This is a genomic window from Vibrio sp. TRT 21S02 (genome assembly GCF_050113675.1).
GTDB lineage: Bacteria > Pseudomonadota > Gammaproteobacteria > Enterobacterales > Vibrionaceae > Vibrio.
This window is the reverse complement of record NZ_JBNJOI010000031.1, coordinates 1-15222: the sequence shown is the minus strand read 5'-3', so window position 1 is coordinate 15222 and position 15222 is coordinate 1. Positions and strand designations below refer to the sequence as shown.

General features: G+C 39.9%; 14 protein-coding genes. All 14 read right to left on the bottom strand.

The window, feature by feature from the left end:
* Nucleotides 1-749 precede the first annotated feature (749 nt).
* The 14 genes from ACQEXU_RS21035 to ACQEXU_RS20970 all read right to left on the bottom strand — a co-directional run bounded on the left by ACQEXU_RS21035 (nt 750) and on the right by ACQEXU_RS20970 (nt 15118).
* Complete coding sequence (locus tag ACQEXU_RS21035; protein WP_047515393.1) at nt 750-1295, bottom strand: hypothetical protein; 546 nt, start codon at nt 1293-1295, stop codon at nt 750-752.
* A gap of 141 nt (nt 1296-1436) precedes the next feature.
* Nucleotides 1437-3050 carry a P-loop NTPase fold protein gene (locus tag ACQEXU_RS21030; RefSeq protein WP_427012189.1) on the bottom strand — a complete coding sequence of 538 codons (1614 nt, stop codon included), beginning with the start codon at nt 3048-3050 and terminating at the stop codon, nt 1437-1439.
* A 708-nt stretch (nt 3051-3758) separates the two neighbouring features.
* Complete coding sequence (locus ACQEXU_RS21025; RefSeq protein WP_427012188.1) at nt 3759-4313, bottom strand: hypothetical protein; 555 nt, start codon at nt 4311-4313, stop codon at nt 3759-3761.
* A gap of 198 nt (nt 4314-4511) precedes the next feature.
* On the bottom strand, nt 4512-4859 hold the full coding sequence (locus ACQEXU_RS21020; RefSeq protein WP_017036770.1) for a DUF3024 domain-containing protein: 348 nt from the start codon (nt 4857-4859) through the stop codon (nt 4512-4514).
* A gap of 209 nt (nt 4860-5068) precedes the next feature.
* Nucleotides 5069-5419 (bottom strand): RidA family protein, encoded by a 351-nt coding sequence (locus tag ACQEXU_RS21015; protein WP_017033406.1) that lies wholly within the window; start codon nt 5417-5419, stop codon nt 5069-5071.
* A 135-nt stretch (nt 5420-5554) separates the two neighbouring features.
* Entirely contained in the window at nt 5555-6331 is a 777-nt protein-coding gene (locus ACQEXU_RS21010) for a phosphotransferase family protein (RefSeq protein WP_427012187.1), read from the bottom strand.
* Nucleotides 6332-6465: 134 nt separating this feature from the next.
* Nucleotides 6466-6936: a GNAT family N-acetyltransferase gene (locus ACQEXU_RS21005; protein ID WP_427012186.1), complete on the bottom strand. Its 471-nt coding sequence runs from the start codon at nt 6934-6936 to the stop codon at nt 6466-6468.
* A 1258-nt stretch (nt 6937-8194) separates the two neighbouring features.
* Nucleotides 8195-8776 carry a hypothetical protein gene (locus ACQEXU_RS21000; protein WP_427012185.1) on the bottom strand — a complete coding sequence of 194 codons (582 nt, stop codon included), beginning with the start codon at nt 8774-8776 and terminating at the stop codon, nt 8195-8197.
* Nucleotides 8777-10134: 1358 nt separating this feature from the next.
* Nucleotides 10135-11118 (bottom strand): hypothetical protein, encoded by a 984-nt coding sequence (locus tag ACQEXU_RS20995; RefSeq protein ID WP_427012184.1) that lies wholly within the window; start codon nt 11116-11118, stop codon nt 10135-10137.
* A gap of 155 nt (nt 11119-11273) precedes the next feature.
* Nucleotides 11274-11804, bottom strand: coding sequence for a GNAT family N-acetyltransferase (locus ACQEXU_RS20990; RefSeq protein ID WP_427012183.1), 531 nt, complete (start codon nt 11802-11804; stop codon nt 11274-11276).
* Between the two features lie 143 nt (nt 11805-11947).
* Nucleotides 11948-12769 (bottom strand): hypothetical protein, encoded by an 822-nt coding sequence (locus ACQEXU_RS20985; protein ID WP_015296932.1) that lies wholly within the window; start codon nt 12767-12769, stop codon nt 11948-11950.
* 763 nt (nt 12770-13532) lie between these two features.
* Complete coding sequence (locus tag ACQEXU_RS20980; RefSeq protein ID WP_039476350.1) at nt 13533-13748, bottom strand: DUF6434 domain-containing protein; 216 nt, start codon at nt 13746-13748, stop codon at nt 13533-13535.
* Between the two features lie 142 nt (nt 13749-13890).
* Nucleotides 13891-14505: a hypothetical protein gene (locus tag ACQEXU_RS20975; protein WP_427012182.1), complete on the bottom strand. Its 615-nt coding sequence runs from the start codon at nt 14503-14505 to the stop codon at nt 13891-13893.
* A gap of 157 nt (nt 14506-14662) precedes the next feature.
* Nucleotides 14663-15118: a GNAT family N-acetyltransferase gene (locus ACQEXU_RS20970; protein ID WP_427012181.1), complete on the bottom strand. Its 456-nt coding sequence runs from the start codon at nt 15116-15118 to the stop codon at nt 14663-14665.
* Nucleotides 15119-15222 lie beyond the last annotated feature (104 nt).

The following is a 15222-nucleotide window of genomic DNA, read 5'->3' as shown; positions in this document are numbered from 1 at the left end:
TAAAGCCAAATTGCCGAAAAACTAGAACAAATGGCTAAAGAGAAATTGGAGATTTGAACCAAGAAATTTCATACTGCACCTAACGCCGCGTTAAGTGGTGAACAACGCTAACCACCACACCTAAACCACTGTACCTTAAATACTAAATTCAACTTAAGCCGAGATCGCAAAGCGTTGTGAGTCCGCCTTAAACGCCTTGTTAGGCGAAGTTTCCCACCTGTGTTTAAGTGACTTTGAAAGCAGGTTACCTGAAACCCTATTACCAACCAAATGCACACAGACTTTTTGCGATTCAAGAACCACAAAAGTCACTATGTTTCAGCCAAGGTTTCAACAACCACGAAATTCAAGCTTTCAGCAACAAAGTAGCTTTTGAACTTGAAAAACCAAAAGCTACGAAATGACAGCAAAAGCAAGAGCCTCTATTAACTTGCCCTTGCCACACTTTGAACCAGCAAAACTCGCCACCAACCAGCACCAAGAATGAATGAGGCAACCCACGAACTCTTGCATGTTTTACGGTTGGAGATATTCAAGAATTCGAGCCGACAATGCTCAATTGCCGACATAGAAAAACGAATGCTCAGAGAAAACTAAGAAGATGAGAACAAAGAACTTTTCTGCCCGTCGCCTAACGCCCTGTTAAGGTGTGAGCAACGCAATACTAAAGCTGCTGCATACCACCTTAAACACTAAATTCAACGCATGGTAAAAATGCCACGCGTTGCGAATCACTCTTAAACAGTTTGTTAGGCATCTATCCACGTCACATCGAGCAACCCACTAATATCTTCTACGTTTTGCCACTCAACACAAATTGGTACTATATCCGAGTCAGTTGCTTTCGCTAAAGCATAACGATGGTGTCCACCAAATAGTATTACGCCCTGTTCAGAGATTGGCTTCACTAAAATTGGTGAAACTGGATGTCCCTCCAGAGCGTATTGAATTAAAAATGCCAACTTACTTTTAGAGCCTCCATCCCAAATGTTGTCTTTTTCGCGATAGCTGAAACTGTGTAAACACCGATCAAGCTCTTCTAACCTCAAATGCCCGACAGCAAAACCATTTGGGTATTCTTCTAAAAATTGCTCTTTAGTAAATCGATCTAAACTATGTCGTTGACTACTTTTAGACAGATCCCAATTAATTTTAATCTCGGGTAAATCAGACGCAGGTTTATCAATCCATCTTTCAGATGCGTAACGAATTCGATCGTTAAATGGCTTCCTTTCCGAGCACTCTTTGGAATAAAGTGCTTCGTACTTATTTAATTCTTCGAAAACTGGATTCATACCACTCCTGATGCCTAACGCCCTGTTAAGGTGTGAGCAACGCAATACCGTTGCTCCCGCATACCACCTTAAACACTAAAACTAACGCATAGTAAAAATGCCACGCGTTGCGAATCACTCTTAAACAGTTTGTTATACGATTTAATCCCCAAGCTCAATACCAAAGAAATGACTAATTCTGTAGCGATCGAGCTTGCTTCTTTCAGATACCCTAATTAATGCTTGATGTAGGTTTCTTCCAAAGATATCCCTTGGTTTATCGCCCTCACTATAACTAAAGATCCCTGTACTCTCGCGAACTACTTGCATTAGGTCATGATTATCGTCACTAACTAAGAACTCGTATATTTCATCGACACTATGATTACTTAAATACTCTTCATCTTCGGGATTCCAACCGCGATTCTTAACAATTTTAGATAATACAGCGTAGATTGAATGATGTTGATTAATATCTTTCTCTTTACTAATGATTTGTTCAAGTAGTTCTTGATTGGTTGTGATCTGTTTTAGCTGCTTTAATAAAGCAGAGTTATCACTATCCAACTTTAAAGCAACAAACTTATCAACCCACACGCTTCTATCAAAATCTTCTTTTAGCTCCCTCAATGTATCTAGTATAGGATGCAACTCCCTAACGGATATTGAGCCCAAATGTTCTTGAAGGAATCCCTCTAAACCATTTATCACATCCTCACTCGTGGACAAGAAATTATTGTTATAGAAACCCCACACTTCAGTTAACCTTGAAGAAATATTACTCTCAACTTGTCTTTGATTTAGTTTGGAAATATTTTTAACAAATACATCTTCATCCATCCAACCATCTTCAATATAATTGATAATTTCTGCTTCGTGATCTGCATAATAAATATACCCTAACGCAGATATACGCTTTTGAAGCTTTATATCAGACTCTTCTTTATCGGATAAGTAACTAAATACACGTTCAATTTCATTAGCTCTAATATTAATACTCGGTTCATGATGAACATACGTAAGTATCGCTATAGTGGAAAGCAGATCATCTTTAACAGCTTCTTCTGAAGATTCAATGAAACTCATCAATCCATCAATATTCCACTTTATATGCTTAATTATTCTAATGTTATTTAAATCCTCAGATTTAAATATCTTGCAGACCAAATCTCTACAAAGATGACTACTAAACTCAATATCTATATTGTTGATGGGGTTAGGAGAGTATTCTAACTCCAAGTCGATGACTTTCTCACGATACCGATCGATTTCCACTTTGTCTTTATCACTAAGAGTATCATCGTTGAATATTAAGATAACTTTGCAATTACTAGATTCACTCAAGTTCGAGACATAACCAAGTAAAGTGGACATTGATAATTTTTCAGATTTCCTTTCTAAATCATCGATACAAATCAAATAATCGTTCACTAACGAGTTTTCAATAGCAGACATAGCATTTGCATACTTTGATACTTGAGGAATATTTTTTGCTATGTTTCCAACTTTCTTGAGGTTCGATTTGATCGTAGATGACTTGCTATCAGGATTCATTGGACAAGCATTATAGAAAACGCCAGATTGTAATTCTTTTAATCCATCCAAGCCAAACAGCGATACATAGGAATAGTTAGAAAAACCAAACGAACTGAAATGCCTCTTGACGATTTCATTCCATTTAAAAGTTTTCCCTACTCCCCATTTACCTTTGATAACCAGTACTTTTTTCTCATTATGTTTGAGAAACGAAACGACATTTTCTTCAAAATTTTCCACAATATCACCATAAATCGTATAACGCCGCGTTAAGTGGTGAACAACGCCAACCACCAAACCTAAACCACTACACCTTAAACACTAAATTCAACTTAAACTGAGAACGCAAAGCGTTGTGAGTCCGCCTTAAACGCCTTGTTAGGCGAAGTTTCTCACCTGTGTTTAAGTGGTTTTGAAAGCAGATTACCTGAAACCCTTTTGCCAACAAAATACACACGCACTTTTTGCGATTCAAGAACCACAAAACTCATCATGTTTCAGCCCATTTGCCCACAACCACGAAATGCGACCTTTCAGCGACAAAGTAGCTTTTAAACCCGAAAAACCAAAAGCTACGAAATCACAGCCAAAGCCAGAGCCTCTATTAACTTGCCCTTGCCACACTTTGAGCCAGTGAAACTCAACGGCAACCTGCACTAAAAACCAATGAGGCGACCCACGAACTTTGGCATGTTTAACGGTTAAAGATATTCAAGAATTTGAGCCGACAATGCCGAATTGCCGACTTAAAATGACGAGTGGCTAGAGAGATATAAGCAGATGAGAACAAAGAAATTTTCTGCCGTCGCCTAACGCCGCGTTAAGTGGTGAACAACGCCAACCACCAAACTTAAACCATTGTACGTTACACACTTAACCTGACTGGAACTGAAATCACCAAGCGTTGTGAATCCACCTTGAACGCCTTGTTATGCCTCGCTTCCGATATCAATATAATCTCCACTTTTTAAAAGCTTCCTTGCATTGCTCACCAAACCCGTACGCATAGTTACTAAAGACTGTTATCGCATCTCGCGTAATATTTCCTTCAGACGTTTTGTGGATACGGCTAACCTCTGCACTGCAAGCTAGATCAGTATGTTGATAACTCACTTCATACATTTCATCTTTATTGAATTTCATTTTCACTGGCACTGCACAACTATACTCGGTCGCCCCATTTACATGAATACTTTTAAACATGAAAACGTGCTCTATATTAGATGACATCAAGAACTCTTTATACGAATTTTCGTGTAGACCTTCGCTAAGGGGGATACCTAAAGACTTAGGTGAACTATTCATTAAAGAACCATTTCTTAACCTCATCCATTCAGACTCCCCAGTACAGTTTGAGTCTTGATACCCCCAGATAACCACTACATTTTTAAAATCCGTAGAAAATCGTACTTTTGCTAAAGGCCCTTCTGTAGGCTCTGTGTAGCTTATGGTGCTACAACCTGAAATTGACATCAATACAATAATTAGTGCCTTTCTAAACATAGTAATTCCCTTTCCACAGATAAAAACAATTAAATTTCAATATAAGTAAAGCGACTGGCATAACGCCCAATTAAGGGGTGAACAACGCCTCCCCCCAAACCTAAAGCATTGTGCCATAAACACTAAAACTGAAGTAGAAGCAAAAGTGCCAAGCGTTGTGAATCCCTCTTAAATTGCTTGTTATGTACGTGGTTGGTTCTATCCCCAGAAACACCCATAAGTATCGTCTTCCAATATTTCCAAGAAAGCTTCTAGAAGTTGAATCTCTGGAATTGGCTCATACGAATGCCATTTTTGGTCGGATTTCATCCAGTAAATTTTCCACGCATCACGCGACTTATAATATTTGACTTTGGCTACTGGGCACTCCATTTTTTCGGATGGATCATTCCACTTAGGACGTATCTCGAAGATTTCGATGACTTGCCCCTCTAACCGATACCCAATATCAAGTTGGTTGCGGATCTCTTCTGGCGGCCGACAAGAATCAAGGTACTTCTCCACTACCTTTCTATAACGCTGTTGCTCAATTTCTGAAAATGCCATATCTATCACCTAACCCTTTAATTAAGCTAAGTTTACGACCTAATTTCATACGTTGGCTAGGTTAATTTTCGAGAAAGTACATAACGCCAAATTAAGGTGTGAACAACGCTAACACCTCACCTAAAGTATTGTGCCATAAACACTAAACTGGCTTGAAGTGAAAGCGCCGAGCGTTGTGAATCACTCTTAAATTTATTGTTAGCAGTGTTCTAACGTCTTACCGCTGTTACTGTCACTTCGATAAGTACGTCACCTTCTAACGCGACACCTAGGCACGCTCGTTGAGGCCAGTGTTCTGGATTTTCACCCAACCACTCGCACCAAACTTTATCCATTTTAGGTTTATCTGGCATATTGGCGATAAACACCTGCGCACTGACTATTTGAGTTTTATTAGACCCCAATTCTTCAAGGTTTTTGTCTATCGTTTCTAGCGTCAGTTTAGTTTGACCAACTATATCCAGAGAAGTGTCTGATGATGTTGCTACCGTCCATACCAAGTCTTTATATGCTGAGGACTTATTTCGACCTTGATAAACACCCCGCTTCCTTTCGATCATTTTGTTCTCCTTGAACTGCTAACGCCCAATTAAGTAGTGAGCAACGCTACCACCTACCTCAACCATTGTGCCGTAAACACTGAAGCTGATTCAAAGCAAAAATGCCAAGCGTTACGAATCTGCTTGAATTTATTGTTATAACGCATCTTCCACCGAAGCTAACCACTTGGGAATGTTAGCCCTATACCAATTTATGTACTTTTCTTGTTCTGGGTTGTTTCGGCTATTTAAGATGTTTACAACTTCTATAACTATCCAGCACTTAGCGATAATAAGATGCTCAAGTAGCTCGGTTTTGGATAGTGCTGGGTTGTATTTGATGTATTGGGTAACAATTTCCTTGTATTCAGCGATGCTACCAAGACCGCTAACTAGAGGTGCCAAATCAATAGCTGGGCTACCTTGACCAAAACGTTCCCAGTCGAACAACACTAGCTCTCCGCTATCTCGTGTTCCCCAGTTACCGTCATTAGTATCACCAGATATCAGCACCTTGGATTCAAAGATACTATCGGAGAGTGACTGTATCCGTTTTATTGAAGATTCCACAACATGGGGAAGATTCAATATTTTAAGGGCTTCGTCAGTAGCGAAGGCTGTCCATTCATGCTTCTTAACTTCAAAAGTCGGAGTATATTCAGAACAATGAAGGGCTGCCAATTGAGAAAATAAATCAGACTTAGTCCGTAAGTCTTTGAGTGATATACGATTTGGAATATGTTCTATGTATAGATGGTTTCTGTCTATTTTTAACAATCTTGGAGTGTTTATCCCCTTTAATTTCGGTGCAGCTGATTGGTAAAAATGTATCTCCACTTCTGATGCGCCTTGCTTGAGCACACAGTTAACCCCGCCTAAAGTCTTAATAGATACTCTAGCAGAACCCATCTTTGATAAGTCTTGTGTACTCATAGCTCTCCTGCGTTATAACGCCCAATTAAGGGGTGAACAACGCCACCACCCTACCTAAAACCTTGCCACCTTAAACACTAAAGCTGACCCAAACTGAAAATGCCGAGCGTTGGGAATCTGTCTTAAACGCTTTGTTATACGAATTTTTCCACCAATTCCCGTGTCATAAAGTGACTATGTGGATCGAGTTCATAGTTGGCAAATGGTTCACAATAGATAAACCCGAATTTCTCATACAGATTTCGAGCTGGTTGGAAGAATTGTTGAGTACCGGTTTCAAGGCTAACTTTGCGGTATCCCTTGTCGATAGCAGTATTCAAAGCATGAGTTAACAGCTTAGTTGCAACACCGGACTTTCGGGAGGAACTAGAAGTTCTCATTGATTTCAATTCAATATGATGGGGATTGAGTTGCTTGATAGCCAGACAACCTTGTAATTCACCGTTAACCCAACCGCTGAAGAATGTAATATCTGGTGATTTAAGTGCATCGACATCTAGAGCATGAACACTTTCCGGAGGCGAAGTTGCATACATATCAGCCAAGTGCTCTTTGAGTAATTCAATGACTTCACCACCCGATAGATCGTCTATTTTGATTTCCATATTCTGAACTTTCCTTATTCGTATAACGCCGCATTAAGGTGCGAACAACGCTAAACACCTAACCCAAACCGCTGCACCTTAAACACTAACCCCCAGTTTAAACTGAGATCGCCAAGCGTTGTGAGTCACTCTTAAATGCTTTGTTAGGCGCTTCACGCAAATAGTTAAAATTGGATTTAGAAAACCACCTTTTGGGAACATCAAATTTTAGTAACTCACTGAAATTTAATAATACCTAAATGCTAAAGCGGCTAAGTCTCTGAAACCCACTGCAACTAAAACACCAAAGAAATTGGCAAATCAGCGCATACATATGGAATTTGGAAAGACTAACTTTCAGTGCGGAATTTCAGCCAATAAACCCATTTCGACAACAGACGTACTTGAAGCGATTTGAGCCCAAGAAACTAGCAACAAACCGACTACAAAACTGAATGAGGCAACCCGCAAACTTTGACATGTTTTACAGGTTGAGTGATTCAAGAACTTGGGTAGATAAGGCCAAATTGCCGAAAAACTGGAACAAATGGCCAAAGAGAAATTAGAGATTTGAACCAAGAAATTTCTGACTGCGCCTAACGCCGCGTTAAGTGGTGAGCAACGCTACCACCTGACCTAAACCATTGTACCTTAAACACTTAAGCTAACATGAACTAAAATCGCCAAGCGTTGTAAATCCGCCTTAAACGCCTTGTTAGGCGAAGTTTCCCACCAGTCTTTAAGTTGGTTTGAAAGCAGATTACCCGAAACAAAATAAGCAACCAAACACCCACTGACTTTTTGTGATTCAAGAACCATAAAAGCCACTATTTTTCAGCCTAGGCTCCAACGACCACGAAATGCTGACCTTCAACAACAAAGCAGGTTTTGAACCCGAAAATGCCAAAGCGACAAACTAGCAACGAAATCGAAAGCCTCAATTGACTTGCCTTTGCCACACTTTGAGCAAGTCGAACTCACCGCCATCCAACACTGAAAACCAATGAGGCAACCCACGAAATTTGGCATATTTTACGGCTGGAGAGATTCAAGAATTTGAGCCGACAATACCAAATTGCCGGCTTAGAAAAACGAATGCTCAAAGAGAACTAAGAAGATGAGAACAAAGAACTTTCCTGTCCGTCGCCTAACGCCGCATTAAGGTGTGAGCAACGCGACCACAGACCTAAACCTTACCACTGTAAACACGAAACCCAACGATGGAATGAAAAATGCCAAGCGTTGGGAATCACTCTTAAATGCCTTGTTAGGTTTATGACTAGTTAAGAACTCTTTCTGTATCACCTTGCTCTTGATGGTAATATTTTACTTCTTCTATCTTTTGCTTTGATTCTTCTTCGCTTAATACTTCTTGCTCAGCTAACCATTTGAACTTGTTAATTTCATTAGCTAACTCATTCTCCATATTAATATCTGAATACCAACCTAAAAGTTGCTCTTTACGTCGAGTCATCAGTGCATCAACTACCGCATCATGCTGTTTATCTTGGATTATGAGTAGATTAACCTCTTCAGTTTTATAAACTGAGTAGGTAATTTTTGATACAACAGCCCAAATTAAACAAGCTCCACCGATTAAGATCCACATTGGATCGAAATAAAACGCTTCACGCGTAAAGCTGCCATATGCACTTTGAAAAATACCAATTACAATCCAAAGAATGCCTACATTTCTCAGCCATTCATTTTGCTCAATGATCTCAGAACTTTTACGTGGCAAGTCACCGTAGTAAAGATCTACATCACCTTTACCCGACGCTTGCTCATAACCGTAATTCAACCGGTCGTCTCCGAAATTGAACGTGAATTTATTTTTGCCTTTTTTTTGTATAACTTCCATTTCAATACCTTACATCTTAGCCATTGTTTGATTAGAGCAATGAGTAGACAACCAAGTCAACGCTCATCTGGCAGATGGGTGACCAAGCCCAATCAAAAACCTAACGCCGCATTAAGGTGCGAACAACGCTAAAACACCTAACCTAAACCACTGCACCTTAAACACTAAAACCAAGTTTAAACTGAAATCGCCAAGCGTTGTGAGTCACCCTTAAATGCCTTGTTATGCGAATTTGCGCGCATAAGCCAACTTGACCAAATGAAGACTACCTTAAGCACAAAAAACCACAAACAAACCAAACACTTTTTGTGATTCAAGAAACAGCAGAGTCACTATGTTACAGCCAAAATCCCGACAACCACGAAATGCGGCCTTTCAGCAACAATGTTGCTTTTAAACCACCTAAACCAGCAGCGACGAACGTTCAACAAATACTAAGTATCGTTAGCCTTGCTCTTTCCACACTTTGAACCCAGCTAAACTCCCACGCTCCGGCTCGGAAAGCCAATGAGGCAACCCTCGAATCTTGGCATGTTTTACGGTCTAAGAGATTCATTAAATTGAGCCGATAATGCTGAGTTGCCGACACCGAAAAATGGGAGGCCAAAGAGAACGAAAACGATAGATGAGATAATTTTCCTTACAGTCGCATAACGCCCAATTAACGTGTGAGCAGCGCAAGCACTGAACTAAACCACTGCGCCATAAACACTAAATTCAAATCGAAGTGAGAGCGCCAAGCGTTGCGAATCACTGTTGAATTGTTTGTTATGTTTTACCACAAACACATGATTTACTTGAGAAAGAACTGCCGTTTCTGACTAATTTTCTGAACTGAACCACAAGGCAAGAACCAACTTGACCGCCAAAGGCGACCAACTAGAAACAAGTAATTCCACTTCCCTGCCCAATGAGGCAACCCAACTAAGCTCCAACAAGCGCCCTGTCTTTCCAACCAAAGCACAAAACAATGGCAAATTGCCGAGGCAACTGCCAAACTGAAATGCTGACTGGCGAAGAACCCTAAAGCGACTTTGAGCCAGTTAAACAAGAAGCCAACCACCAAGATCTGACAATGAAGCAACCCGCGAACATTGGCATGTTTTACGGGCTCAGAGATTCAAGAACTTAGACCGACAATGCGGATTTGCTGAGTCTACTAGGGACGAGTTGCCAAAGGGACAAAGAACTAGAGCCTAAGACATTTAAGTCTTTGAAATACAAGTAAACATAACGCCCAATTAAGGGGTGAGCAACGCCTCCACCCAACCTAAAGCATTGTGCCATAAACACTAAATTTGAAGTAGAAGCAAAAATGCCAAGCGTTGTGAATCCCTCTTAAATTGCTTGTTAGGCAACTATGTCCAGTGTGTTAGTCCCAGATTTTTTGGAACTGCTATATCGAATGTCTTAGTCACCCCATCACCAACATAACCTACTTGATCTTGTAGTATTACGAGGTCACTAGAGTTAGACCACTTACATCCAAGAGAACCATAGTATTTAGAGTGCAATTCCTCCGGTTTGTCTGTGCGCAAAATCAGCCGAGTTTTTGCAAATGGGTGTTGGTCGTCGAAAGTATATAAGGGCAACTTAACTGCAGACTTTACAACTTTATTTAATAATAGAAATTCATGCACATCGTTTGATTCTGGCACGTCAAGAATTCCCGATAGGTAATTCGCAAGGCTTCGTGAACTATTGAGCACGAAACAAATCACTTCCCAAATGAGGCTAGTTATAGAAAAGATTTTGTTATTCTGTCCATGTAGAATACTACAGGGGCCCACTGCACCGTTGGTTACGCCTTCAATAAAATAGCCGTGTAAACAAAACACTCGTTGTTCATGCCTAATATCAACTGAATAGAACCTAATCCTTGATTGTTGGTGTTTAATTGCATTAACAGCAGATGATATGAATCTCTTAAATTCTTTAACTTCAGCGTTTAGCTTTTTAACGTGAGGTGACTTCTTACACTCTTTAGTGGAAGAGAAGAAGCCAGAAGCAATACTTTCAATATCGTCTACGTGCTCTGCTGCTGAATACAAAGATAATTCTATGTAATCTAGGAGTTCAGCTTGAAGATCTGATGCAGTTGCAAGCCCATTGATTGTATTCGAGTGCTCAAAATACGTTTGTAGTTTAACGCAGCATTTATCTAATTTAGAGCAGATACGTTGCAAAGACGTATTATATATTCCTAGGGGTTTTCGAAGCCTCTGCGATTCATGGAAACCAATACCACTAGGCACTACAGATAGCCAAGACAATGCTTCTAGTGGGGAACGCGCACCTTCGCTTAAATCAAAAATATATTCTGGTTTACTGCAATTACCCATTTATTCCTCGATATTCAAAAAGTACCGACTGTTGCCTAACGCCGCGTTAAGTGGTGAACAACGCCAGTCACCAAGCCTAACCGATTGTACCTTAAACACTAAACTCAACTTAAACTGAGTTCGCAAAGCGTTGTGAGTCCGCCTTAAACGCCTTGTTATATGCCTGTTTTCGAATAAACTGCCGTGCTACTCAAATCGCCTGACGGCAATCTTCGGTTATTACGTAAAATACCTTCAAAAACATACCCGCAACGCTCAGCTACCGTTCGACTTTTCAAGTTGTGTTCGGCTGCTTTAATTTCAACGCGGTTAGCGTTAAGCTCATTAAACGCATATGACTCTAGTGCTTTCACTGCTTCAGAGATGAACCCATTCCCAACACTTGAACTACGTAACCAATAACCAATTTCAAAGTACGGAACCGTTTTATCACGGATGATTAACCCTATTGCACCAAGAAAGTGCCCTGTACTTTTTTCTATGATTGAATAGCGTAACTCACCTTCAAAATTCTCAAAGTTATTGATAGCTTGTTGCGTAGTTTCAATGGAACCAGCTTCTGTTAAGGCATATGGAACCCACGGAAGGTAGACACCAAGTTCGTTTTGACTTTCCAATATCGCTTCGAGCATCAAAGGTTGATACTCCATTGAAGGAGGTAGTAGTTTAAGTCTCTCTGTTTCCATATTTACCATTATCCAATTAAGGCTTATAACGCCCTGTTAAGGGGTGAGCAACGCAATACCGAAGCCACCGCATACCGCCTTAATCACTTAAACCAACGCATAGTAAAAATGCCACGCGTTGCGAATCCCTCTTGAACAGTTTGTTATGTGTTGGTAATAATATGTGATAGTTTTTCAAATTCTAGATCTTGAATTTCTAAGAATAGCTTTTTACTAAAAGTAATATTTGTTGATACTCCAGTATCAACTCCGTTATCAATTGGAGAGAACCAGTTGATTTCTAGAGACTTAAAGAATTCACTCAAAGCAATATCAAATGTCAAAAATTTAACAAAATAGTTTGTGCCAACATGGGCTTGAACATAGAGTACTCTGGTCAAACATATCAAATCACTCAGGCTATTATACGCAGCTTCATCAGCTTCTTGTTTTGACATGTTTGGTTTGGATTTTAAGATTTTTATAGCTGAGTGATTGCCATATAAACTAGCTAAAGCACATACGACAATTAAATGACCTTTGGGTACACCAAGCGATTTGGATTCCAAAATAATATTTCTCGCGCATTCGAGACGCTTAGCACGTTTTACGGGCTGGTATAGAATTCCTTGAACATATTTCATAAACTTGATGTATATATCCCAATTAAGTTCCTTCCCTTCAACATGCCCGAAGCATTTTCCTGTAAACTCTTTGTTTTCAACAAAAAAACCACCATCAGTTCTTGCTTTTTTATAAAATCGTTCGAGATACGGTAAGTCCTTTTCAATTGAAAGTTCGATCTGCTCACAAGTCTCCAATTTCTTACTTTGCCCTTCTCTAACTGATAGCATGCCACTAATGAAGTTTCCCTTTTTATCAAGGCTTTTCAGCTTGCTTAGCTTTTTCAAATCAACATTGACACCATCAGCACTTTTTTTTATCTCTGATAACGCATTTCTATCTAATAAATATATTTTTTTCATCTAATACTACTCAAATATTGATTATCTAAACGTGTGGGGTACTCGGACACATAACGCCGCGTTAAGTGGTGAACAACGCAAACCACCAAACCTAAACCATTGCACCTTAAACACGAAATTCAGTTTAAACTGAGATCGCCAAGCGTTGTGAATCCGCCTTAAACGCCTTGTTAGGCGAAGTTTCCCACCAGTGTTTAAGTTGTTTTGAAAGCAGATTACCCGAAACCAAATAAGCAACCAAACACCCACTGATTTTTTGTGATTCAAGAACCATAAAGTCACTATGTTTCAGCCCAAATTCCAGCGACCACAAAATGCAGACCTTCAGCAACAAAGTAGGTTTTGAACCCGAAAAGCCCAAAACTGCAAACTAACCGCAAATTCGAAAACTACAATTAACTTGCCCTTGCCACACTTTGAGCCAGTGATACTCACAACCAACCGACTGTGAAAACCAATGAGGCAACCCACGGACTTTGGCATGTTTTACGGCTGGAGAGATCCAAGAAGTTGAGCCGACAATGCTAAATTGCCGACTTAGAAAAACGAATGCTCAAAGAAAACTAAGAAGATGAGAACAAAGAAAACTAAGAAGATGAGAACAAAGAACTTTCCTGCCCGTCGCCTAACGCCCTGTTAAGTAGTGAGGCACGCAATACAAATGCCTCTGCACTACTCCGTAAACACAAAAATCACTGCAAACCATAAATGCCACGCGTGCCGAATCTGCTTGAACAGTTTGTTATACAAAATTTCGCGCGACTTACTTTGAATCTTGACGCCTAATCCACTCTTGAGAAGCGTCACCCATTGTTAAACCCACCGAATTTTTCATCCATTGCATGAAGTCTCGGTCGAATTTAAATTGCTCACCAAATTTGGATTTAAAATAACGACGAACGTTTTGAGTTGTCTTGTAACTATCTGTAATGACTGTACCGTCATCAATATCATTTTTATGCCAATCAACCTTTTCCATGGTCTAATTTCTCCATTTTGTATAACGCCGCGTTAAGTGGTGAACAACGCCTACCACCAAACCCACCCCCCTTGCACTTTAAACACTTAAGCTGACTTGAACTGAAATCGCCAAGCGTTGTGAATCCGCCTTAAACGCCTTGTTAGCTGCTGCTTCGTGATAAAGACTTTCGGATCACCCAAATATAAAACATGGCTAATAAATCGACTCGAACGAACCCTAAACTATGTTGATTTGAAAACTCTAGCAATGAACCACCAACGTTGAAAGATGCTGAAAACCAGTTATATGTATCGCTTACCCAGTCTAAAGTGAGGAAAACACCCCCAACACCATAATAATTGAAGTACACTCCACCAAGCCCAAATGCAAAAATTTGAAGCCCTACGTTCAAATAAGGCAACATGTAATAGCGTGTCATTCGTTTGTATAAAACTAGACCCGATAATGCATTTACAAGAATAACAAAACACGAACTAAGTAGTTGAAGTGCAGTCATTCCTGAAATTGAAAGAACGAGTATAACTAAGGTTATTGCTGCAACAAGCAATTGATTCACACCGATGAGCGTCAATAATTTATGCCACCTTAGGTTCTTAGCATTTGCTAGCTGATCATAGTATTCCTGTATCTCGTCACTTCTAAGCGAGATTTCACTTGTTAAAGATTTATAATTCTCCGGATAAGCTTCAGCGTCGATACCACCCAACGCTTCAAGCAACGACTTTGCATCGTAATTTTTGTAATTAACTTCCATAGTTATACTCTAATCTCATTTTACAGCTAACGCCGCATTAAGGTGTGAGCAACGCTACCACGAAACATAACCAGACCACCATAAACACGAAACCCAACGATGGAGTGAAAAATGCCAAGCGTTGGGAATCACTCTTAAATGCTTTGTTAGCAGCAACTTACAACGCGAGTTTAAACCCTTCATGTGTTGCTTTAAATCCAAGTTTCTCATAGAACCTGATTGCATCAGGACGCTGCTTGTCACTTGTTAGCTGAACGATTGTACAGCCTTTATTCTTTGCCAATTCGATGGCATGTGCGAACATTTGCTCACCGAAACCTTGTCCACGATAGTCACTATGGATTCGAACACCTTCGATAAGACAACGCCAACTACCAATATGCGTTAGGTAAGGAATAAAAGTAATTTGAAGCATCCCAACTAGAGAGTTTTCCAGCTCAACAACAAGTAATTCGTTATTTGGATCTCTTACAATTGCTGCGAACGCTTCAAGATACCCACTATTCAACGGAACAGATGCATCTTCTCTTTTACTACCAAGTGGGTCATTTGAGAGCAAAGCTACAAGACTTTCCAAATCTTCAAAATCAGCTGAACGATACTTTAATTCCATTTATGGCTCCTTATTACTTCTGGCTGCTAACGCCGCATTAAGGTGCGAACAACGCTAAACACCCGACCTAAACCACTGCACCTTAAACACTAAAGCCAAGTTTA

Coding starts and splice junctions, on each gene's coding strand:
- ACQEXU_RS21035 (WP_047515393.1), bottom strand. CDS start 1,295: ATGAATCCAGTTTTCGAAGAATTAAATAAGTACGAAGCACTTTATTCC.
- ACQEXU_RS21000 (WP_427012185.1), bottom strand. CDS start 8,776: ATGGAAGTTATACAAAAAAAAGGCAAAAATAAATTCACGTTCAATTTC.
- ACQEXU_RS21025 (WP_427012188.1), bottom strand. CDS start 4,313: ATGTTTAGAAAGGCACTAATTATTGTATTGATGTCAATTTCAGGTTGT.
- ACQEXU_RS21015 (WP_017033406.1), bottom strand. CDS start 5,419: ATGATCGAAAGGAAGCGGGGTGTTTATCAAGGTCGAAATAAGTCCTCA.
- ACQEXU_RS20995 (WP_427012184.1), bottom strand. CDS start 11,118: ATGGGTAATTGCAGTAAACCAGAATATATTTTTGATTTAAGCGAAGGT.
- ACQEXU_RS20985 (WP_015296932.1), bottom strand. CDS start 12,769: ATGAAAAAAATATATTTATTAGATAGAAATGCGTTATCAGAGATAAAA.
- ACQEXU_RS20980 (WP_039476350.1), bottom strand. CDS start 13,748: ATGGAAAAGGTTGATTGGCATAAAAATGATATTGATGACGGTACAGTC.
- ACQEXU_RS21005 (WP_427012186.1), bottom strand. CDS start 6,936: ATGGAAATCAAAATAGACGATCTATCGGGTGGTGAAGTCATTGAATTA.
- ACQEXU_RS21020 (WP_017036770.1), bottom strand. CDS start 4,859: ATGGCATTTTCAGAAATTGAGCAACAGCGTTATAGAAAGGTAGTGGAG.
- ACQEXU_RS20975 (WP_427012182.1), bottom strand. CDS start 14,505: ATGGAAGTTAATTACAAAAATTACGATGCAAAGTCGTTGCTTGAAGCG.
- ACQEXU_RS20970 (WP_427012181.1), bottom strand. CDS start 15,118: ATGGAATTAAAGTATCGTTCAGCTGATTTTGAAGATTTGGAAAGTCTT.
- ACQEXU_RS20990 (WP_427012183.1), bottom strand. CDS start 11,804: ATGGAAACAGAGAGACTTAAACTACTACCTCCTTCAATGGAGTATCAA.
- ACQEXU_RS21010 (WP_427012187.1), bottom strand. CDS start 6,331: ATGAGTACACAAGACTTATCAAAGATGGGTTCTGCTAGAGTATCTATT.